Source organism: bacterium SCSIO 12741 (assembly GCA_024398055.1).
GTDB lineage: Bacteria > Bacteroidota > Bacteroidia > Flavobacteriales_G > Salibacteraceae > SCSIO-12741.
Genome location: CP073749.1, coordinates 3,920,326 through 3,941,366, shown reverse-complemented (window position 1 = coordinate 3,941,366; position 21,041 = coordinate 3,920,326). Strand labels below are relative to the sequence as shown.

The 21,041-nt window shown below is 44.7% G+C and carries 15 protein-coding genes, 1 tRNA gene and 1 pseudogene; 7 read left to right on the top strand and 10 right to left on the bottom strand.

Annotated features, from left to right (window positions below; all coding sequences use genetic code 11):
- Window positions 1–72: 72 nt before the first annotated feature.
- Window positions 73–975: a hypothetical protein gene (locus KFE98_16875; protein ID UTW61665.1), complete on the bottom strand. Its 903-nt coding sequence runs from the start codon at window positions 973–975 to the stop codon at window positions 73–75.
- Window positions 976–1,101: 126 nt separating this feature from the next.
- Complete coding sequence (locus KFE98_16870) at window positions 1,102–1,629, bottom strand: GNAT family N-acetyltransferase (protein ID UTW61664.1); 528 nt, start codon at window positions 1,627–1,629, stop codon at window positions 1,102–1,104.
- 853 nt (window positions 1,630–2,482) lie between these two features.
- Here KFE98_16870 and KFE98_16865 point away from each other — a divergent pair.
- Window positions 2,483–3,154, top strand: coding sequence for a hypothetical protein (locus tag KFE98_16865; GenBank protein ID UTW61663.1), 672 nt, complete (start codon window positions 2,483–2,485; stop codon window positions 3,152–3,154).
- Window position 3,155: 1 nt separating this feature from the next.
- Window positions 3,156–5,474 (top strand): choice-of-anchor L domain-containing protein, encoded by a 2,319-nt coding sequence (locus tag KFE98_16860; GenBank protein UTW61662.1) that lies wholly within the window; start codon window positions 3,156–3,158, stop codon window positions 5,472–5,474.
- Between the two features lie 94 nt (window positions 5,475–5,568).
- Here KFE98_16860 and KFE98_16855 read toward each other — a convergent pair whose 3' ends face one another.
- The 3 genes from KFE98_16855 to KFE98_16845 form a co-directional block, all read right to left on the bottom strand.
- The gene (locus tag KFE98_16855) at window positions 5,569–6,147 is read right to left on the bottom strand and encodes a hypothetical protein (GenBank protein ID UTW61661.1); all 579 of its coding nucleotides are present in this window, start codon (window positions 6,145–6,147) and stop codon (window positions 5,569–5,571) included.
- Window positions 6,148–6,564: 417 nt separating this feature from the next.
- Window positions 6,565–7,296 carry a response regulator gene (locus KFE98_16850; protein UTW61660.1) on the bottom strand — a complete coding sequence of 244 codons (732 nt, stop codon included), beginning with the start codon at window positions 7,294–7,296 and terminating at the stop codon, window positions 6,565–6,567.
- Entirely contained in the window at window positions 7,293–8,270 is a 978-nt protein-coding gene (locus KFE98_16845; GenBank protein ID UTW61659.1) for a histidine kinase, read from the bottom strand. The genes KFE98_16850 and KFE98_16845 overlap by 4 nt, the downstream gene beginning before the upstream one ends.
- A gap of 261 nt (window positions 8,271–8,531) precedes the next feature.
- Between KFE98_16845 and KFE98_16840 the strand changes: the two genes are divergently transcribed.
- The gene (locus tag KFE98_16840) at window positions 8,532–10,943 is read left to right on the top strand and encodes a TonB-dependent receptor (protein UTW61658.1); all 2,412 of its coding nucleotides are present in this window, start codon (window positions 8,532–8,534) and stop codon (window positions 10,941–10,943) included.
- 3 nt (window positions 10,944–10,946) lie between these two features.
- Window positions 10,947–11,753, top strand: a complete 807-nt coding sequence (locus KFE98_16835; protein UTW61657.1) for a DUF4249 domain-containing protein — start codon at window positions 10,947–10,949, stop codon at window positions 11,751–11,753.
- Between the two features lie 13 nt (window positions 11,754–11,766).
- On the opposite strand, the gene ppk1 is transcribed toward KFE98_16835, so the two are convergent.
- Window positions 11,767–13,833, bottom strand: a complete 2,067-nt coding sequence (ppk1, locus tag KFE98_16830; GenBank protein ID UTW61656.1) for a polyphosphate kinase 1 — start codon at window positions 13,831–13,833, stop codon at window positions 11,767–11,769.
- 101 nt (window positions 13,834–13,934) lie between these two features.
- A pseudogene (locus KFE98_16825) lies at window positions 13,935–14,716 on the bottom strand (SDR family oxidoreductase).
- A 287-nt stretch (window positions 14,717–15,003) separates the two neighbouring features.
- Between KFE98_16825 and KFE98_16820 the strand changes: the two are divergent.
- Both KFE98_16820 and KFE98_16815 read left to right on the top strand, forming a co-directional pair.
- Window positions 15,004–15,435, top strand: a complete 432-nt coding sequence (locus KFE98_16820; GenBank protein UTW61655.1) for a hypothetical protein — start codon at window positions 15,004–15,006, stop codon at window positions 15,433–15,435.
- A 154-nt stretch (window positions 15,436–15,589) separates the two neighbouring features.
- Window positions 15,590–17,041 (top strand): hypothetical protein, encoded by a 1,452-nt coding sequence (locus KFE98_16815; protein UTW61654.1) that lies wholly within the window; start codon window positions 15,590–15,592, stop codon window positions 17,039–17,041.
- Here the strand turns inward: KFE98_16815 and KFE98_16810 are convergent.
- The 3 genes from KFE98_16810 to KFE98_16800 form a co-directional block, all read right to left on the bottom strand.
- The gene (locus KFE98_16810) at window positions 17,038–18,063 is read right to left on the bottom strand and encodes a DUF1028 domain-containing protein (protein UTW61653.1); all 1,026 of its coding nucleotides are present in this window, start codon (window positions 18,061–18,063) and stop codon (window positions 17,038–17,040) included. The two genes, KFE98_16815 and KFE98_16810, sit on opposite strands and share 4 nt — an antisense overlap.
- Window positions 18,064–18,218: 155 nt before the next feature.
- The gene (locus KFE98_16805) at window positions 18,219–19,565 is read right to left on the bottom strand and encodes a cytochrome-c peroxidase (protein ID UTW61652.1); all 1,347 of its coding nucleotides are present in this window, start codon (window positions 19,563–19,565) and stop codon (window positions 18,219–18,221) included.
- Between the two features lie 312 nt (window positions 19,566–19,877).
- Window positions 19,878–19,951 (bottom strand) — tRNA-Asp (locus KFE98_16800).
- Window positions 19,952–20,312: 361 nt separating this feature from the next.
- Between KFE98_16800 and KFE98_16795 the strand changes: the two genes are divergently transcribed.
- Window positions 20,313–21,002 carry a hypothetical protein gene (locus KFE98_16795; protein UTW61651.1) on the top strand — a complete coding sequence of 230 codons (690 nt, stop codon included), beginning with the start codon at window positions 20,313–20,315 and terminating at the stop codon, window positions 21,000–21,002.
- Window positions 21,003–21,041 lie beyond the last annotated feature (39 nt).

Below are 21,041 nucleotides of genomic sequence, written 5' to 3'. Positions count from 1 at the left end.
AAGTAATTCAGAAAGATTCAGATGGTAGGCAAATCGGGTTCCTATACCAACGCAAATACCAATTAGCACCTATTATTGAGACACGATTTCCCAAACCGCCCACTCTACGGCATCCTTACTAAACAAATACACAAAATGCCGTCCCTGAATGGTGTAGTACAAGGCCTTGTCAAAGGGCCCTACCTGCCCTTCCCCAATGGGTTCGCCTATACCACCTTCTGCTGTAAAAGGATAGATAAAACACCCATAATCGGGTTGGCCTCCCAGCCCAATCATCGCCTGTACATCGGGTAAATTGGCAAAGAAAATCTGCTGAAAACGCAGCCCAAAGGTGGGTGACTGATACTGATCTGGATCAAGTTTTCCGTCGGGCAGGAAATCCTGGGCACGGGTTACGCCATCATAATCATCGTAGCGAAATAACTGGGTGGGATTGTTGTGCAGGTAAATAGGGATTTGCAGCGGAATGAGGTACTTCGTTTTTTGGTTGCCGTGGTCGGTTTCGTCTTTGCCCATTTTTCCACCGGGAAGCAAAGGTTGGATAAACCAGCGGTCGGAGCCCGTGATGCTGGCACCGTAGAGGTAATGCTGTCCGTCGATATGAAAAGGAAACTGCAATTCGTAGGTGTTGTTCCAAATACCATGGTCGGTGATAGCGCCGATTTTTCCATCTGCATGAATGGCCCGTATTTCCCAGGGACTTGGACTAATGAAGTGTAGACTTCCCACATCAATTCCAAACAAAAAAAGATTGCTTTCAATTTCGTAGGTAAAGGCTATGTCATAAGCCAGTGCACTGGTGCCGGACTGAAGCAATGGGCCCGGAGATCCGTCGGTGTTAAGGTTTAATACTACCCAGCCTTTGGAGTTGACATCTTGCTGAAACAGGTAATGATTTTCACCAAAGGAATAATGGGTTTGAACCGCACAGGACACGCCGAATTCTCCACCCGATTGGAATACGAATTGATACATGGCTTAAGGATTTTGACAATGTTTCTTCTAAGTAAAAAGAAATTGAGCTAAAAAGCAAATTATCAACAAGTTAAAGCAGACTCAAGAAAGCCCATTTGGCACAAATGAAGCTTCGATTTTCAATCGTTACTGGGAATCGGTGGAATCCGGATTGAACAACTGAAAAACATGAACCAAGTCCCCTTCTTCAAGGATTTCCTTTTCGAACTGAAAGTTCAATTTTTGGAGCACTCGAACGGATCCCTCATTTTCGGGCAGAGCCATGGCGATAATTTTGGAGAGATGGAGGGTCTCAAAACCAAACTTCAGGCAAGCACGTCCGGCTTCTGTAGCTAAGCCTTGTCCCCAATAATCTTGCATAAACCGATAGCCCAGGTCCACTTCTTTCCAGTCTGGTAGATATTTAAGTCCGGCAAAACCGATGAAACGAGGTCCTCCCTTGAGCTCTACGGCAAAACGTCCAAATCCATGTTTTCGGTAATCTCCAAGAACGTTTTCCTGGATTCGGTGGGCTACCTCTTCCCTACTAACCACACCTCCATCGCCGGTATATCGACTCACTTCGGCATCCAGATTCATCTGGTAAGACGGCTCAATATCCTCCTGATCAAAAGGCCTTAAGATTAATCGTTCGGTTTCGAGGTAATGGTCCATAGTTCTAATTTGGGTTCAAGATAGAATTTAACGGCGAGAAGGATAAGGCGATTCAGTAAAGGGTATTGCCCCCCTGCAAAACTAAGGATCCAGGCAGTTTTGGCGGAAGTCATTTTCCTGTTGTATAACCTTCCTTGAAGGAACTAGGAAGAGCGCCTGTTTCACCCCTAATCTCCAATTTTCATGCGTGTAACACTCGTAAACCATCAAGGGCGTTTCAAATACCGAAAAAGCACTTTCATAAGAGAGCCGATTTAGGCAAATGTCCACTATCCCAAGAAGAACGGGAAAAAGCCAAACAGTGGCTCATTATCAGAAACATAGCACTCAAAAAAAAATTTCGCAAAACGAAAGATGTTCCTTATACTTGTTAAGCGATTTGACCAGATCAAGACCTATTATGCACCCTACATGGATTAAACTAAATGCACCTTAATAACCCTATAAATTAACTTCTTACCCTTGCACACGATCTCCGTTTAGCCGGAAATTTTCTTTTTTGCTCAGCCCGTTCAGCTTGACTGAATGCAAACCTTCTACAGACTCAAATTCAATTTGGGCTGTGGCGCTCTTAGCGCGTATATGGATATCTAATACCATTAATCTTTTTATTTACCTGGTACACACAATCCCATACTCTTCTTGTGGGGCTTGTAAAGCTCTTGGTGGTTAATACTTAACCAAGAACATGCCCTTTCGATTCATGCCCCAAAATGGAGAGCCTCGTCCTAGCCTTATATTTTATTGCGCATAGGCCTTAGACGTTATGTGGGATTATTCTGCCGGAATACTAGCGGAAGCCGAAAAGCTAGCCATCCAGAGTAGGCATTAATTACCCATTAATTAAACAATTATGAATACCCTTAAATTGGCAGGACTTCTAATCGTCCTGATCGTTAACGCTAACTTGGTTTTCGGACAACAATGGTCCGGATCCAACAACACCACATCTACCCTTTCCAGATCTGGCGATGTAACCGTAGGATCAAGTAATGGACTTGGTAAACTTGAAGTCATGAACGGATCCAACTCCCAATGGGCCTTTACAGCCATGAATACTGCCGGAGGCGGTGGTGCCGGCCTGTTCAAAAGTGGATGGATCAACGGAACCGAGCCCGTCTTTCAAGTGGAAACCTCGATTTCTGGTGCATCTATGTCTAGCCCTGGCCACCTTCGCTTTACCGTTCGTGCTGATGGTAAAGTAGGCGTAGGTACCAACAACCTGGTAGGCGACCACCTCTTGTATGTAGGAGGCAAGGCCATCTGTGAGGAATTGACCGTAAAACTGGAAGGCAACTGGCCTGATTTCGTTTTTGCCGACAAATATGAATTAATGAGTCTTGGCGAATTAGAGTCTTTCATCCAGGAAAATCATCATTTGCCCAATGTTCCTTCAGAAGAAGAAGTAAAGGAAGAAGGGATTCAATCGGGAAAGATGGATGCCATTTTGTTGCAAAAAATCGAAGAATTGACCCTTTATGTCATTGAATTAGAGAAAGAGATAAACCTCCTTAAAAACAAGTAGTATGAAGTTATCCCTTAGCCTTAAAGCGCTCGGGTTCATGCTCTTGATACTCGGCGGGCAGTTGACCTCCCGAGCCCAGTTAACCCCTACCCAGGCCTCGGCCACAGCTGCGGTAAACGCTCTCACGGGAAATGGAGTTACTGTATCGAACATGACCCTGAGCAAAGGTGACCCGAGACAATTGGGCACCTTTGTCAATCCTGCTAATCCTCCCGCTCCAACGATCGGAATTAGTCAAGGAATTGTTCTCTCTACCGGAACAGCCATAGAAGTGGGCCCGGCCAACAACCATAGGGTCGAATCCATTTCGATGAGCAGCCAAGGCGAGCCAGACCTTTCCATCTTGTCGGGTAGCGCTGTTAGCATGCTCGATGTGGCCGTTTTGGAGTTCGATTTTGTTCCCTCCGAAAACCACATCAACTTTCGGTTTTGTTACGGAACGGAAGAATCGTTATCGGAATGCAACAACGGTTTTGCCGACATCATGGGTTTCTTTCTAAGTGGTCCAGGAATAGCTGGCGGACAAGGATTTAGCAATGATGCTGTTAACCTGGCCGTAATTCCCGGCACCTCCACTCCAGTGGGTATTTGTACCATCAATTCTCAAACGAATACTCAATACTACAATGAGAATCTCTTTGAAGATTTTACCGGAATTGAGGCCAATTTCGAATTTGACCGGTACACGGATGTGTTTCAAGCGAGCTACAACAACCTTACTTGTGGCGAAGAATACCACATCAAAATTGCCATTGCCGATGGTAAGGACCGCTTAAAAGACTCCGGAGTATTTATCGAAGCTGGGAGTTTTAATAGTCCTACAAATGTGCTGGGCATGAATTTTCCATCCGAAATCTGTGAGAATCAAATGATGAACTTGACGGTGGTTGACGTTGGGGCCGGTAATACTTACCAATGGTCCACTGGTGAAACTACCAGAAGCATCACCGACATCGCCCGGTTGGAATCGGATCCTTACAGCGTCACGGTTACCACGCCTACTGGCTGTCAAAAGGTGTTTGTCTCCAACATTAAGGTTCATCCACTTGATGACACGCCTCCTTATACCACCGGTTACAATCAAACCGGTGAATACTGGGTAGTCGTCAACGCAAATCAAACCCTGGGAGTCAACATTCATGGCTTTGATTACGATGCCTACGACGATGTGACCATGACCTGGAATGGCGGCCTACCTGGAGCCACTGTTTCGGTTTCAGGAAACAACACGGCAACTCCGGTAGGTACGATTTTTTGGACACCTGGAGTCGGACAGTTAGGCGACCATCAGTTCACGGTAACTACCACAGGAACCGATCTTTGTGGGTCAAGTTCCACCACGGAAACCTATAACGTAAGGGTAATCTGTGAATTTTGTCCCCACACCATTTTCCACGAAAACCGAAACGGCAACGCCTTTCCTCTACCCTCGCTTACTGAGGCTGGTGCACAGGTTATTGCTGGAAGAAGTGTTACCCCCATTTTGGTGAATGGGCCGGTAAACCTGACTGGTACTTCAGGAACCACGGAATTTGCCGGTGGATTGAAAGTAAAATTGAAAACCGGATTCTCTGCTCGGGCCACCAACAATCGAAGTTTTAAGGCTCGTGTAGGAGACGTTTGTACAGAAGCCGAATCCTGTGACAATTGTTGTGACGAATGGCCTGGGTTTTCACACGACTTTCTTCCCAACGTGTTCACGCCTAATGGAGATGGTGTTAATGACTTCTGGATTCTTTCAGATAATGCTAATCCGAATTGTGCCTACAACGCCACCAAATTCACCATTACCGTTTTTAATCGATGGGGAAATATCGTGTTTCAACGTAGCGAAACGGGTATGGGATGTTGTCCCTTTGTATCCCCCACCAATGGCCTACCTTCCATTCATTGGGATGGTAGAAACAACCAGGGGAACTTTGTGGTCAACGGAGTTTACTTCATCATCGTGGAATTGGAGGCTTGTGGAAACAGTGTTGAACTTAACGCAGGTGATGTCACCATTTTCGCTTCGCCGGGTAAAACCGATGACTCGGAGTTAACTTCAGTTGAGGAACCTTTAGGATTTGAAGAAAACGAAATCACAGTTCATCCGAATCCAGCAACAAATTCTACCACAGTTTCTTTTGAACAAGCTCCTACTGAGGACATTCCGATTCATCTACTTGATGGAACCGGAAAAGTTCTGGGTAGTTGGACCCTGGAAGCGGGTCAACAGAGCTATCCTATTGATCTGGGAAATTACTCAAATGGCACTTACTTTATCCGAATCATCGCTCCGGATCAGAGTGCTGAAATCAAAACTATTTTGAAAAAATAGGACCGATAAAGTCAATCGCAAAAAAGCCTGATAGCCTGGTTAAGCTCGTCGGGCTTTTTTTATTTCATCGGGTGGAGAGTTAAGCCCATTGGAGTTAAAGTGCAGCGCGCAGTTCCAAGTAACTCCGTTCCTCCACAAACACTCCACCGATACCAAAGTTTTGACGGTCCAAAACGATTCTGGAATACCCGGAATTGGGCGTAATACTCACGGAGACTGTAGGATCGGTTATTCCATTCACCTCAGCATGACGTTTTTGGTAATCGAGGCTAGCATTCACCGGAAAGGCCAAACTTGTATACCTGTGCTCATCCGATTTTAATGAGTCGGTTTCGTAATTCAGGGAATCAATTTGAATCAAGTGGCTATACATGGTGGTGTCCAAATCATCATAATACACACTGTCCTGAAGAATCCGAATGGACGTGGTGCAGTATTTCTTGGTCACCTCTCCCCGATTATCAGGTCCATGGTTGTATTTCATTTGATAAAAACCAGTTGCAGCGGGTAAGTTTTGAAAGGTGGTTGAATCACAAACTACCGCTGGCGTTTGGTTGTTTTGAGCACTCGGCGTTTGAGTAGTATCGCTACTCTCAGGTGTGGCATCAACCACTTCTTTTTTGCAGGATACCAGAAATAGGACTAAAACAAGGATGGATAGTGTGGCTCTCATATCCCAAAAATAAGCAGGATTAATGTAAAGCTCATCGGTAGCTAAAATTTTAAGGTAATGTCTTGGAGCAAAAGGTGTATGGCCCGTAGCTTCCAAGGCTCGATTGAGTCATCCCATTGAATTTCAGATAAATCTGTGCCCTAAAAAATTTCATTTTCAATTTTTTATTCCGAACTTTATAGATCAACGACAAACTTTATGAAATCTTCACTACTAAGAGCGATTCTTCTCTTTACTGGGCTGTGCATATACTCCTGGTTGGTTTATGCCTTTGGTAGACCGGCAAATGGAGACATGGCGGGTTCCCAGGTGGAATCTGTGTCCATGCCTTAAACGTACTGTAATTGCCCCCGTTTTTTTGTAGAAAATGGGTAATGTTTCGCGGTAAATGAGAATATAATTTAGCCTGAACGGGTTTTAGGCCTGAAACAGCTGGGCCATAACCTGCTGTTTGTAACTCCCTCCTATGGGCAGCTTATTGCTGTCGATCACTACCTGATTTCCTTCCAGAGCTGTAATTCTGTCCTTGGCCACAATATAGGACTTGTGAATGCGAATAAACCGATCTGCGGGCAACTCCCTTTCCAACGCTTTGAGCGATTTTAGAGAAAGAACCCGCCCTTCTTCGGTGTGATAGGCCACATATTCGTTCATGCCTTGTACGTATACCAAATCATTAAGCGGAAGCCGAATAATACGATGCTCAGATTTCACCATGAGGTAATCGGGTTCGGCTGCCTCCGTCCGGGGAGGTGCAATTTGATTTTTACGTCTCTCCAATTCCAATCTTGAACTGGCCTTGTTTATCGCTTGCAGAAAAAGGGAAAAATCAATGGGTTTGAGTAAATAGTCCACTACATCGAGTCGGTAGCCTTCCAGTGCGTATTCCTTGTAAGCGGTAGTTAATATGACCAAGGGAGGTCGATGCAAAGATCTGAGTAATTCGAGTCCTGTTAATTCGGGCATGTGTATGTCTAAAAAAACGAGGTCTATCGAATCATCATTCAACCGACGCATCGCATCCATGGGATTCTTGCACTTACCCACCAACTCCAATTGAGGCATACGTTGAATGTAGGTTTCAATAAGCTTGCGGGCTAACTCTTCGTCATCCACAATCAGACACCGTATTTTCTCCAAACTTTTCATGATTCCGTTTGAATTTCAAGCCTCACTCGAAATTCGCGGTCTGTATTATCAATTTCCAAGAGGTGTTTATCGGGATAAATAACCTCCAACCGCCGTTTTACATTGTTTAAGCCTATTCCTCCTTCCCTTTCTTCGGTGGATGGGGTTCGCGGAATGCTGTTACTCAAGTGAAAGATAATAACTCCATCGGTTACCTTAAGTTTCAAGTCCACCCAGCCGTTTTCCAAATCTTCAATTCGCCCATGCTTAAAGGCATTTTCAATGAAGGTAATGAAGATCATGGGCGCTACCCGCACCGAACCCGGATCAGATTCCAGATCAGCATGTAAGTTCAGGCCTTCACTATCCTTAAGTAGTACCAAATCCAAATAATCTCGAATGTGGGCAATTTCGGAAGACAAAAGCACCTTTTCCTCGCTGCACTCATAAATGACGTAGCGCAGCATCCGCGAAAGCTTCATCAGGTTTTCAGGAGCCTTATCGGATTTGAGCAAAATGAGGGTGTAAATGTTGTTGAGCGAATTGAACAAGAAATGAGGATTAATCTGATTCTTAAGCAAGCGCAGCTCCATACTAAGCTGCTCATGTTGCATGTTTCGATTATGGATTGCCATTTGCCATAAACTACTCGCTATAATGGTCATGATAAAGGGTGCTGTGGTGTGCCACTTAAAGATGGTGCTTACCAACTCAAAACTCTTTTCTCGCCCGGCTACGAAGATGACCCAGGCGTAGATAATCAAATCCGTAATCAAACTGAGCAGCGTAATGGTCGCCACCAACCCAAGGATGTAATACAGGTACTTACGCGGCAGCAAATAGCGTGGAATCAGGTGATTCAAGTTAATGGAGCAAGCTACCATGGACCCTACTCCTATCATGAGTGCCTTGCCCACATCGTAAAAGGGATTTCCAATGTCGGAATAAATCCAAAAGAACAAAAACCACAACCCACCCCACAAAAGGACTTGCAACCGTTTTTCTCTTTTATTTACCAATACATTCATTGTTCCAAAACCAAAAGTCTGCCAGCTCGCTCAATTTTTCAAGATTAATCAAGCAAACCCTACATTTTATCAGTGAACGGGATTTCTGAAGACTTAAGGCCCTTCCTTGATTTTTTCGAATCCTTGCTTGAATACTTTAGGTTACGCGTTATGCTTCCCGAAAATTTGCGGGGTATTTAATCGCATTTCCTTCCCTCTCAGAAGGTCATAATAAAGTACCTGCAAAATATGAATCTCATTCCTCTTTTTCAAAGTTCAAAGGCGTTTCCATCTGTTTTTCAACCCTTTGATCAAAAAGCGAATACATCTTTTCAGCGAATAGGTTTCTGGCTTGGATTGGCTTTATTGCTTTTAACAGGACCATTACTTCAGGCTCAAACGAAGTATACCGTGAGTGGTCAGCTTAAGGATGCTTCGAATGGTGAAGATGTCCCCTTTGCCACTATTCAGGTAAAGGAACAACCCGGCGTGGGTACCACTTCCAATGTGTATGGTTTTTACTCCCTCACCCTGCCGGCTGGAAACTATACCCTTGTTTTTAGTTTCATTGGTTACGCCTCGGTGGAAAAACCCATAAAGCTTACCCAGGATCTAAAACTTAGCGTGGAGTTATCGGCCTCGCAGGAAACGCTAAAAGAGGTGGTCATCTCCGCGGAAAAAGAAAATGAAAACGTCTCCCGAAATGAAGGAAGCGTGACCACGATAAACATGCAGGATGTCAAAGAAATTCCAACGCTGTGCGGCGAACCGGATGTGCTTCGGGTGGCGCAGATGAGTCCGGGAATAAAGACCGCAGGTGAGGGGAATTCGGGCTTTTACGTGCGAGGTGGTGGTTTGGATCAAAACCTGGTACTTATTGATGAGGCACCGGTGTACAACCCCTCGCACGTGCTCGGATTTTTCTCTGTATTCAACGGTGATGCTATCAAGGGCGCAACCCTGTATAAAGGTGGAATGATGCCGGAATACGGTGGCAAAACAGCCTCGGTGATGGACGTGAGAATGAAGGATGGGAACAGCAAGAATTTTGGAGTTAGCGGAGGCATCGGCCTTATCGCTTCCCGACTCACCGTGGAAGGCCCCATCGTTAAAGACAAAGGATCATTTCTAATCTCAGGGCGCCGCTCTTTCGTGGAGCCCTACCTCAGCCTCTCAGGACAAGAAAGCATTCAAAACTCAAGCCTCTCCTTTTATGATTTGAACCTGAAAGCCAGTTATAAAATAACCGACAAAGACAAAATCTACCTCTCCGGATACTTCGGTCGCGATAACATGGGATTTGAAGATCAATTTGGAATTAACTGGGGAAATGCCACCGGAACCTTTCGCTGGAACCACCTGGTAAACGACAAGCTGTTTTCTAACACTACACTGATATACAGTAATTACAACTACAACATTGCCCTGGGCTCTGATGAAGAAAGACGTAGCATCGAATCCTCCATCGAAGACTACAACGTGAAGCAAACCTTCTCCTATTACCCCAATAGCAAAAACTCCATAAAGTTTGGTGCTAACGTCATTCACCATACCATGGAACCTGGAAGCATTGAAGGTGGCTCCAGCTCAGGTGTAAGCGACAATCAAGCTGAATTAGCCTATGGGCTGGAAAGCGCCCTGTTCATCCAGAACGAGCAAAAAATAAGTGGTGTGTTTAGCTTAAACTACGGCTTAAGGTTCTCGCTATTTAATCGATTGGGATCGGGAACGGCCTACACTTTTGATGAAGAAGGAAAATACCTGTCAGAAACTTACTATGGCAGTGGCAAAACCATGCAAACCTATGCCAACCTTGAACCGCGGCTCTCGGCGACCTATTTGTTGAATGAATACAACTCCGTAAAATTGAACTATAATCGAAATGCCCAATACCTGCATCAGCTCACGAGTTCTACCACCTCCACTCCAGTTGATGTATGGGTGATGAGTTCGAATAACATCAAGCCCCAAATTGCGGATCAAGTAGCCCTGGGGTACTTCAGAAACCTGCGTAAGCTTCCCATCGAAGTTTCAGCTGAAGTTTACTACAAATACATGCAGAATACCATTGATTACCGTACTGGGGCCAATACCTTTCTTAACGATCAAGTGGAAGGAGAACTGGTGTATGGAACCGGAGAATCATACGGGCTGGAGGTAACGGTAAAGAAAACCAAGGGAAAGTTTACCGGCTGGCTGGGCTATACCCTTTCCAAAACCACGCGACAATTTGATGAAATCAACAATGGGGAGGAATTTCGGGCCCGACAGGACCGTACCCATGACATCAATGTCGTAGCAATGTATGAGTTAAATAAAAAGTTGACCCTTTCCGGAGCTTTTATATTCTACACCGGCGATGCCGTTACCTTCCCAACAGGCGAATACACGGTAGAAGGAAACACAATCCCTTATTACACGGAACGTAACGGTTACCGCATGCCCAACTATCACCGAATGGATTTGGGACTTACCTGGAAACTGAAGAAAACGGAAAAGTTCCAATCGGATCTCAACTTCTCGCTCTACAATGTATACGGCCGGGAAAATGCGTATTCCATCTCCTTCCAGGAAAATGAGGACAATCCCGAAATAACGGAGCCCGTGCAGCTTTCCTTGTTTCGCTGGGTCCCCTCTATTACCTACAACTTCAAATTTTAATCCATGAAAAAGCTACTTCTCTTTTCGATGTTGGCAGGACTTACAGCTACTTCCTGCCAAAAGGTGATCGAACTCGATATTCAGGAATCGGATCTGCAATATGTTCTGGAAAGCGAAATGACGGAAGGTGGCCCTAAGGTGGTTGCGCTCAAAATATCGCAAACGGCTCCCTTTCTCTCTGGCGACGAACCCAAACGGGTGGAAAATGCATCCGTTGTTCTTTATGACGACCAAGGAAACTCCCTTCCACTGGTTCATCGAGACAGTGGAATTTACCAAACGACCTACGAAGCTTTACCGGATCACACCTACCGCCTTCAAGTTGATTTTGGTGGCGAGCAATACCTGGCCGAATCTTTTTTGCCCGCCCATTCTGAGCTACTCGGTGCCCGGGCCGAACCCCAAGATTCATCCGGTATTTTTATCGGGTATCAGATCAAATTCAGCTACCAGGATCCGGCCAATCGGGATGATTACTACCGGCTTCGAATGACTGTAAATGGAAAAGTGCAAAACAGTGAACGAGCGGACGCTATTTTCTTCAACGACCAGTCCAACAATGGATTAACGGTTACCCGGACCATTCGCAACAAAACCTTTCAATCGGGAGATGAAGTGAAATTGGAATTACTGAGTATGACCAAGGAAAACTTCCGCTACCAAAGAGAAGTGTTTGACATGGCCTTTGTGAGCGCTGCCTCCAACTTTAGTGCTGCCGCACCCGGAAATCCGATCAACAATTGGACCGGACCTGTGGTAGGCAATTTCACCACCTACGGATTGGATGAACTGACCTACGTGGTTCCTTAAACTCAGAAACGGTCTACCAATCTGCTAAAAGCTTCGGAGTTTCTCCCTGAGCGTGTATGATTTGATCATCTGAATCCGGTGTTTTGAACTGATTAACAAGTTCCGTATCCAGATTTACAGCTTGCACATTATCAGACAATTGAAGATCCAGCAACCCTTTGATACGTCCTTTGAGCACGGGATCCAAAATGGGCACATTCACTTCAATACGTTTGTGTAGGTTTCGATTCATCCAATCGGAAGAACCGATGCAACAAACGGGTTCTCCATCCTGATGAAACCAAAGGATGCGAGCATGCTCCAGGTAGCGGCCCACTAAGCGGGTTACCCGAATATTTTCACTCATCCCTTCAACACCAGGAATCAAACAGCAAATGCTTCGAATAATCAAATCAATCTGAACTCCTGCTCTACTGGCTTCATAGAGTTTATCGATCATGGTTCGCTCCTCCAGGTTGTTGAGCTTGATGATAATGCGAGCCGGTTTACCTTCCCGGGCCAGTTCAATTTCACGATTGATAAGATCGAGGTAGGTATCCATCAGGTTAAAACGAGCCACTTGAAGCGTATTAAATTCCTTAGGAATGGCACTACCTTCCAAAAATCCGAACAACTGCTTTAGCTCATTGCCAATATCTGGATGACGGGTAAAGAGTCCAAAATCGGTGTAAATACTGGCGGTTTTCTCATTCAAGTTTCCGGTACCAATAAAGCTGTACCAAGTATTGGGCTCCTTTTTCGTTTTACGGGCTACCAGGGCTACTTTGGCGTGTACCTTTAAATCGGGTAAGCTGTAGATAATTCGCACTCCGGCCTGGGATAAATCCTCTGCCCATCTGAGGTTGTTGGCCTCATCAAATCGGGCTTTTACCTCCATAAATACGGTTACCTGTTTTCCGTTGAGGGCAGCACTTTTCAAGGCTTGGCCAATTAAGCTATTGGAAGCCATCCGATAGATCGTGGTGTAGATGGAATGCACATCTGGATCGATGGAAGCCTGGTTGAAAAACTGCAGCACATAATCGTAGGAATGATACGGAAAATGTAACAGCTGATCGCCTTGATCAATGGCCGAGAAAATTAACTCGTGTTGTCTAAAAAACTGAGCCGGTACGCCTTGGTGTTTGGGGTATTGCAATTTTTTGGAGTGTACGCCGGGCAAACCCATAAAATCAGAAATGTTGTGGTAGGATCCTCCTTTTACCATGTCCTCGTCTTCGAAGGCCAGCTTTTGCTGCAATTCGGCGACAATAGCCTCTGACATATTCATATCGTATAGAAACCGGCAAGGAACGCCTAAATCTCGTTTTTGAATCTGACGTTTGATCTTTTCGACCAAATCACCATCCAGTTCATCTTCAATGAGCAAATCCGAATCGCGATTCAATTTTACACTCCCGCACTCCTCTACCTTATGCTTGGGAAAAATAAGCGGAAGGAAAACACGAATCACTTCATCGAGCAAAATGAAGGCATGCCCTTCTTCGCCTGAAAGCGGAATAAATCGGGGCAGCTCGTCCGAAGGGATATTGACCACGGCCAGCTCCCGTTGTTCCGGGTCCTTTTTGCGACTCAGACTTACCGCATGATATAACTTCCGATTTACCAAAAACGACTCATCGGCATGGTCATCCAAAAATCGGGGGTGAATAAAGGCCAGTACCTGAGTTTTGAAAAAGTGACGCAACTCACGAAGCTGATCTTCCTTTAAATCATTACCCGAAACCAACTTAATGCCATGCTCTTCCAGGGCTGGAAGAACCACCTCACTCAAAGTATGACCAAATTCAGCCAACTGAGCGGGAAGAATTTCCTGAATCTCCCGGACTACATCAGCGGGATTGAGACCTATCCCCTTGTTGATTTTCTTTTTGCCCAACAAGGCCAGCTTGCGCAAGGAAGCCACCCGCACCCGGTAAAATTCATCGAGGTTGGAAGAGTAAATAGCCAGGAATTTCAAGCGTTCCAGCAATGGAACCTTGGGATTCTGGGCTTCTTGAAGAACGCGGTAATTAAAGGATAACCAACTTAAATCGCGATTAAAATACCGGTTGCTTGCCCCTTCTTTCTGCTTACTCATAAGTCACCAATTTCCACAAATTTGGACCAGAATGAGCACATCTAAAAATTTGGAACGTAAAGTTTTTCCTAAGTTTTGGACTTAAGACTTCCTTGTTCCTTTTAATTCTTGATCTCCTGCATTTGCCGAATTTGCTTCAACAACATTTTCTTTGGAGTGAGGGGAATCATATTCATCATCATTTTTTGCCCAAAGGTTAATCCGGAAAGTACATCCAGTTTTCCTTGAATCATTCCATCATAACCGTCCTTAGCCACAGATTGAGCACTAAACGTGTTGGTAAACAAATCGGTTTTATCCATGCCTGAGACTTGAGCAAATTCCGTCTCGGTGGCTCCTGGAAGCAAGGCTGTAACCGTAACCTGGGTATCATGAAGTTCTTCGGCCAAAGCATTGCTAAAGGAAGTAACATAGGCCTTGGTGGCAAAATAAACGGCTTGTAAGGGGCCTGCCATTAAACTCGCTGTAGAAGAAACATTCAAAATCTTGCCGCTGTTGCGACTTACAAAATCTGGTAAAAATAGTCGGGTGAGTGCCGTGAGCGCCACAATGTTTAGGTTAATCATGGTCAAATCCTTTTCCCAATCGCGTTCATGAAACTTTCCGTGTCCCCAAAGCCTGCATTGTTGATCAGGTAATCCACCTGAACGCCCGCTTGTTTTACCGCATCGTAAACTTCCTGAGGGCCATTGGCCAGTGAAAGATCTTTGGCGATTACCAGGACTTGAACTCCATGTTTCGATTCCAATTCTGCTTTTAGGTCGTTTAATCGCTTTTCGTTGCGAGCCACCAAAATGAGATTTCCACCTTGAGAGGCATGAATTCGGGCCATTTCTTTTCCAATTCCGCTGGATGCGCCGGTAATGAGTGCTGTCTTTTTCATCGTTCGAGAATTTTAGGATTACTCAACAAAATTCCTTCATCCTAATTAACAGGTACATACACGATTTCCAGTTCAACTAACACATTTCCACGATACCCCATATTTGGCTACCCTTATTTTTCAGGGCGTAATTCTACCGATCATTTTTTAGGGAATTCTACGGTGAGTAAATCAGCTATTTCTACGCTTTTCCAGGACAACTATCCGGCCTACTTTCACATTTAAATTCAAACTGTTGTTGCCGCGCTATGCAGGCTTATGGCAACCTTAACTAAAATTCAAAAATCATGAGTACTAACAGAGATTGGTCCAAAGTGGTCAGTGCCCTCAAAGAAGGGAACATAGATGCCCTAAAACGTTTAAAAAGTAATGCGAACAGTGATGGAAATGATTCCGTAGACATTCAATGGGACATCGATTACCAAGCAGAGTATCAGCAAATTACTTCTACCTATAACCTTACTCCTAAAAATGCCGGAGATGTAGTGAGTTGCACCCTTTCCGGATTAATGGAAGGCGAAAACATTGTAACGGCCTCCATCGCGTCCCAGCTCTCCCCTATATCCACCTCAGGTGATGGCAGCTACACCGGTATGGATTACTGCAATTACTCACCATCAGGTTCGGTAACCATTGATGGTAGCGTAACCGGAACTTTGGAAAAATCGGATGGAACCAGCGTTGGTTTCAATTTCACGAAATCCATTGTAATCTCGTAAGAGGTTTATTTACCAAGAAAAGGGCGGTTATCCGCTCTTTTTTTTCGCTTGTATCCAATCGTAGATTTAAACCTACCCAACTGATAATCTTTAACTTTTCTCCTTTATTGCTTAACTTTGATTTTAACAGCTAACTGCTGCGAGGGAGAAGATTATGCCTTATACAAAGACAATTGGATTATTACTTCTGATATGCGCGATAGGGGCTCTTACACACCTTCATGCAACCACTTACACCTCCAAAGTAGCAGGTGGCGATTGGGAAACCAACGGAACCTGGGAGGGTGGCTCTGCGCCTGGCACCACTTTGTCCAATGGAGACTCAGTCATTATTTCTGCCAATTCTCCGGTTACCTTCGCTAATGAGTTATCCATAGAAGGTGTTCTTCTTATCAATGCGGGAGGTTCGCTAAAAGGATATTCGGATAATCTTAAAATTGGTGATGGGACCAATACTGGGCAATGCATCAACTACGGTGTGATTCATGCCCGAAAAGTGGAGATTAAAGGAATAGATAAAACTCCGGTAAGCGGACTCCCCTTGCTCCACAATCACGATACTATTCGCACAGGAAAAGTTCATACGGGTACCAATTCAGAAAATGGAACTGCCTCCTCTGGAAAAACAATCAATGCCACTTCCGGATACATATTAATTTCTGCAACCCTGGGCGAAGCCAAAGGTGAATTGCATGTGGATGGAGAGCTGGAAAACTGTGGTACGATCGAAGCAGAAACTCTTTTTAAACCTCATGGTTCTTCAGTAAGCTGCTGTGGCGCTATATATACCCCACTTGTAGAATTTGACCTAAACAAAGACCGACCTGGAGGACTGGGTTGCGTCAATGTTTGTTCAGCCTCCGGAAGTTCTACTCAACCTACTTGGAGGGTCAAAGGTGGTTCTGATTATGCTACACTCAGTGCCTTTACCGACGACAATGGTTCTGGCAGCGGCGGCTTTCACACGGATACAGATTTTTCCATCGATTCGGCCAATACTTTTGGTTGCGGTTCAAGTGTGAGTGGCCATACCTGGGGTGGCCTTGGATCCTACCCACTTCCAGTAGAATTAGTTGGTTTCCATCTCCAATTTCAGTATGCACATGTATTGATCAGTTGGACTACTGCTTCTGAAACTCAATCCGACCACTTCATTATCGAACGTCAATCTCAAAATGGAGACTGGTTGGAGATCGCTACGTTAGACGCTGCTGGGGAAAGCAATGAATCACTCAATTATTTCTGGCAAGACCAAGATTATGAAATCGGGCTGAACTACTATCGACTCAGTGAAGTGGACATTAACGGAGAGGTTACGACTTTTCCCATCTCCTCCATTCGCGTTAAGGAGAACATCAGTTCCCGGGATATTCAGTTGTACCCCAATCCAAACTATGGATCGTTTCATGTAAAAGGTGATCTGGAAGGATTAAAATCGGTGATTGGATTGGATGCTGAGGGTAAACAACACAAGCCTTATTACCGAGGAGATAATCAGGAAATTTTTGTCGTTCTGGAGTCGCCTCAAGGAGGAACGTTTGAAATAGTTCTGGTCTTTCCCAACGAAACCAAAACCTTATCAGTGGTGGTTACCTCAGACCATTAGTGCACAAAGCTCTGATGCAGCCATTGTCCCTTTGAATCCATTAACCGTATTTGATAAATGCCTGGTGGCAAATCATGCAATTGCCAATCGTATTCCACTTGCAACTCTCCGAATGCCTGCTGAAAAACAATCCTGCCCTGATAATCGAGTACCGAAAAATGATAAAAACCCGGAGGATAAGATAAGTTTAAGTGATCTTCAGCTGGATTGGGGTAAAGTGAAAATCCAGAGGCCGCCTCCCATTCTTCTTGCCCGCCAATAATGGGAAAACAGTAGAATCCATTGGCCTGCTTCCAGGCGTCAAATTTGGATTGAAGCACATCAATCGGTTCCACGCTATCCGGTGTTCCAGCCACGTTGATATCTATAAACAAATTGTTGGCTGCATCATTGGGCTTGGCCATTCGTAAAAAGGCGGAAAGAGAACTTGTTCCTTCTGGGGCACAGCGCGTATCTGCCCCAATTACCTTGGCGCCTTGCATGGCTGCCATCAGCTTCTCAGCCAAGCAACCATCGCTTCGAAGGAAGCGAGCTTCCATCGAGTCCAGCACCGATTGGTCCAACAAAATGTTTCCTTGAATGGAATAACCCGGCCCGGTAATGTGGTTCTTATAATCCATACATCCAGCTCCGGTAAATGCCGCAGAACGTGGGCTTCCGGCATTGTAATCTACAATTCCGTATTGCCTCACGGAGGAGTCTCCCCCGGCGTCGTTTTGCCCTAACCAATCAATAATTTCTTGGGGAGAATCTCCGAGGTTCATTCGATTTCGGGCATTCGCCTGATTGGAAGGTATGTATAAGGCTTGGGTATGAATGGCTCCAACGCCGGGAATAACATCACTAATGACCAAGGCTCCTTTAGTTCCCGGCCAAATTATGCTATCACCACAAGTGGCACCGGCGCTACCAATTTCACGGGTTACCGAATCGACGGCAACGATGGAAAAAGTATGCTGGGCTTGAAGAAAACCAGCCTGAAGCAAAAAGGAAAGAAAAAACAGAATTCGCGAATGAACCATGGTACTATAACTTAGAACCAACAAGATAGGGAATTGGGGGAATTTTAAATTTTTAGGGGCAATGATCAATTTTCAACTCCAGAAGTTGTTTATGAAACAACCCTCATCATCTTCTAATGGCAATCGATTCTCGACTCTCAACCTCGCCCTGAAAATCACTTGCATCCACGGCTAATCTGCGAGACTACGTCGTTGTTGGGTACACATTGACCAGACATTACATGATCTGGCTCATACCTGTTCAGGTTCGGGTCATTTAGGGCATACATCATAAACGACGTAAGCTGATCGACTTCTTCGGAACTTAGTTCCAAGGGGTTGAATTCACTGGAAAGTTGGGATGTTGGAACCTTGGAGTTCTCGGCTACCGCGGTATTTTTATAAATCACTACATCCTTTAAGCTTGTGAATGTTCCTCCATGACCGTAAAAAGCGGAATTAGACAGATTGTATAATTGAGGAACCTTGAACTGGTAGTTTTCCGAGGCGTTTCCGGTAAACCCTCCTCTACCCTTGTTCGCATTTTCTGCCTCTGCTGCATCCTTTATCACCGGTTGACCGGCCAGCATGTCATTCATTCCTAAGGCGTGAAATTCCATACTGCTCAAGGCTGGACCTGTATGACAGTTCACACAATTTGCTTTTCCGAAAAACAGAACCGCCCCTAACTTTTCATCCTCCGTCATCGCATCGTGATCTCCATCGAGCCATTTTTGAAACGGAGCTTGGTTGGAAATAATCGTGCGTTCATAGGCCGCGATAGATAATCCAGCCATTTCTCGGGTATACCGTTTAGAAGCAGGGATATCCGGAAAAGCCATATCAAACAATTCTTGATAACCATACTTGAATAGTAGCTGCGTATCCACATCCATTCGGTGCACTTTTAATCCAGCTATCGCCTGAATTTCTAATCCTTGGTAACCAAGGGTATTGGTCTCTTTGGGTGTTCCCGGTGTCCATTGACTTTGGGTAGATGCATTGGCACCCGTTGCTCCAAATTGCCCATTCCATAGCATCAATTCCTGCCATGCTCCATTCATGGCACTGGGAGTTCTTAGCGGTTGTAGGTCGAGAGAATCTGAAACATAAAGAGGGTTAGCATGTCTTTCTTCCCCCGTATTGCCGTAACCAATTCCTCCTTCACCAATACCTTGCTGTACGTTGGCCTGAAATCCACCACCGGCATGATGGCAACTGGCACAGGAGTAGGTATTACTTCCTCCCTCAATTCTCGGGTTCACCGCTAAGGCCGTTTCGTGAAACAAAAGTTTACCCAGTAAAACCTTTTCCTTGGTTAATGGATTTTTGGGATCCTGAGGTATGGATTGGAAATGATCCGATGCAGGAAGTTTAAAATAGGACAATCCTTTTCCGGAAGCCGCCTCGGCAAGGATATCGCTTAATGATTCGTCCAAATTTGTGGTAACCACCTCTTTACGACAACCCCAAGCCGTCATCACAAGGGTCAAGGCGATCAGTAGGTTCGTTTTAGTTTTCATAGAAATGTCAGTTAGACGACAATTTTTGGAAGCTCAAAAATAGTCAGTTGATTGGATTATGAAAATGGAAATCTCAGGTGTGCCATTACGATGGAATTCAGGTACGCGATCCCGATAGGTATCGGGACGCGCACTTGAGTCTTTTTTAATGTCTTGAACTTTGGGTGAACTTGAGTTTCGAAAAAAGATGAATTCAGGTACGCGTTTAAACGCGCACCTGAGTCTTTTTTTAGGTCTTGAACTTCGAGTAAACTCGAGTTTTAGACATAAAAAAAGCCCCTTCACTTTCGTGAAGAGGCTTCTGTTTCTCAGCGGTCCGGACGGGACTCGAACCCGCGACCCCATGCGTGACAGGCATGTATTCTAACCAACTGAACTACCGGACCCTTTAAAAACGCAGTGCGTTTTTAAAATGAACCACTTGAAGAAAAATCAACAAGCTGTTCGTTTTTAAAGTGAATCTCGAAAGATTCGATATCATTTAGCGTTTCCGCTGTTTGTCTTAGAACTATCCGTTGTTGTAACGGGCAGCAAAAGTAGACCAATTTTTAAATTCAACAAGCGTTTTTCAAAATAAATTTGATTCGCAGAAACCGCCATTTTATAACCAATTGAGTGCGAAATGGTTGCTTATATGACTTTTTTGAAAAAAAATTTTCAGAGTTCTCCCCTACCGTTAATTGCGGCACCGGCAATAATTTTTCGGACAATGGAATTAGACCTAGGAACAAATCTTAAATTGGTCTAATGGAAATCTATTCTCACCACCCATACCACCATAATCGGATCATTGACGAATTTCGAAAACTCAACATTCCCTTTGAAGAGCAAATCCTAAACCAACAAAGAATGATTCCATCGGAACGGCAACCCTATGGCATCTTTAAGATAAGTGATGAATACTCCGATGAATGCATTCCTCTGATACAACGCCTCGAAGAAGAAGATTCTGAACGAATTCCTGAAGTTCCCCGTAAGAAACTGGATTACCTCAAAATTGGTCTTGGTATATATGCCGTATTTATCAGCCTATTATGTTTTAAATACCGCCATGAATTGCAGGACACGCTGGCCGATAAAAACTTTGACATTAAGTGGAACAACTCGGCCACACGCTTGAACTATTTCGAGAAATCGAATGGTAAACTGGTATGGAGCTACTTTGACAAAGACTGGGATTTGGTTTTTGAACGTATGGAAACCTATCAGGACAATGTGATTATTGAACGCTGCATAGATGACAATGGCGACGGCTATTACGAGAACATTCGAAGCTTTGATGTGAATGGCAACTATATTGGAATTTCGGAAGACAGAAATGGTGATACCTATATCGATTACCTAGAAATGATCTTACAAGATGGCGAGGTGCTGAAGTTAGAGGATTCGAACGCTGATGGCGTTTTTGAGCGAATGCTGGAAGAAAAGAGTCGCTAAAACTAAATCCTAAACTAACTCAGGTACGCGTTTAAGCGC

Bases quoted from the DNA above. Each gene is read 5' to 3' on its own strand.
- KFE98_16865 (UTW61663.1), top strand. From the start codon at position 2,483: ATGAATACCCTTAAATTGGCAGGACTTCTAATCGTCCTGATCGTTAAC.
- KFE98_16835 (UTW61657.1), top strand. From the start codon at position 10,947: ATGAAAAAGCTACTTCTCTTTTCGATGTTGGCAGGACTTACAGCTACT.
- KFE98_16870 (UTW61664.1), bottom strand. From the start codon at position 1,629: ATGGACCATTACCTCGAAACCGAACGATTAATCTTAAGGCCTTTTGAT.
- KFE98_16820 (UTW61655.1), top strand. From the start codon at position 15,004: ATGAGTACTAACAGAGATTGGTCCAAAGTGGTCAGTGCCCTCAAAGAA.
- KFE98_16810 (UTW61653.1), bottom strand. From the start codon at position 18,063: ATGGTTCATTCGCGAATTCTGTTTTTTCTTTCCTTTTTGCTTCAGGCT.
- KFE98_16805 (UTW61652.1), bottom strand. From the start codon at position 19,565: ATGAAAACTAAAACGAACCTACTGATCGCCTTGACCCTTGTGATGACG.
- KFE98_16815 (UTW61654.1), top strand. From the start codon at position 15,590: ATGCCTTATACAAAGACAATTGGATTATTACTTCTGATATGCGCGATA.
- KFE98_16795 (UTW61651.1), top strand. From the start codon at position 20,313: ATGGAAATCTATTCTCACCACCCATACCACCATAATCGGATCATTGAC.
- KFE98_16840 (UTW61658.1), top strand. From the start codon at position 8,532: ATGAATCTCATTCCTCTTTTTCAAAGTTCAAAGGCGTTTCCATCTGTT.
- ppk1 (UTW61656.1), bottom strand. From the start codon at position 13,833: ATGAGTAAGCAGAAAGAAGGGGCAAGCAACCGGTATTTTAATCGCGAT.
- KFE98_16855 (UTW61661.1), bottom strand. From the start codon at position 6,147: ATGAGAGCCACACTATCCATCCTTGTTTTAGTCCTATTTCTGGTATCC.
- KFE98_16875 (UTW61665.1), bottom strand. From the start codon at position 975: ATGTATCAATTCGTATTCCAATCGGGTGGAGAATTCGGCGTGTCCTGT.
- KFE98_16850 (UTW61660.1), bottom strand. From the start codon at position 7,296: ATGAAAAGTTTGGAGAAAATACGGTGTCTGATTGTGGATGACGAAGAG.
- KFE98_16860 (UTW61662.1), top strand. From the start codon at position 3,156: ATGAAGTTATCCCTTAGCCTTAAAGCGCTCGGGTTCATGCTCTTGATA.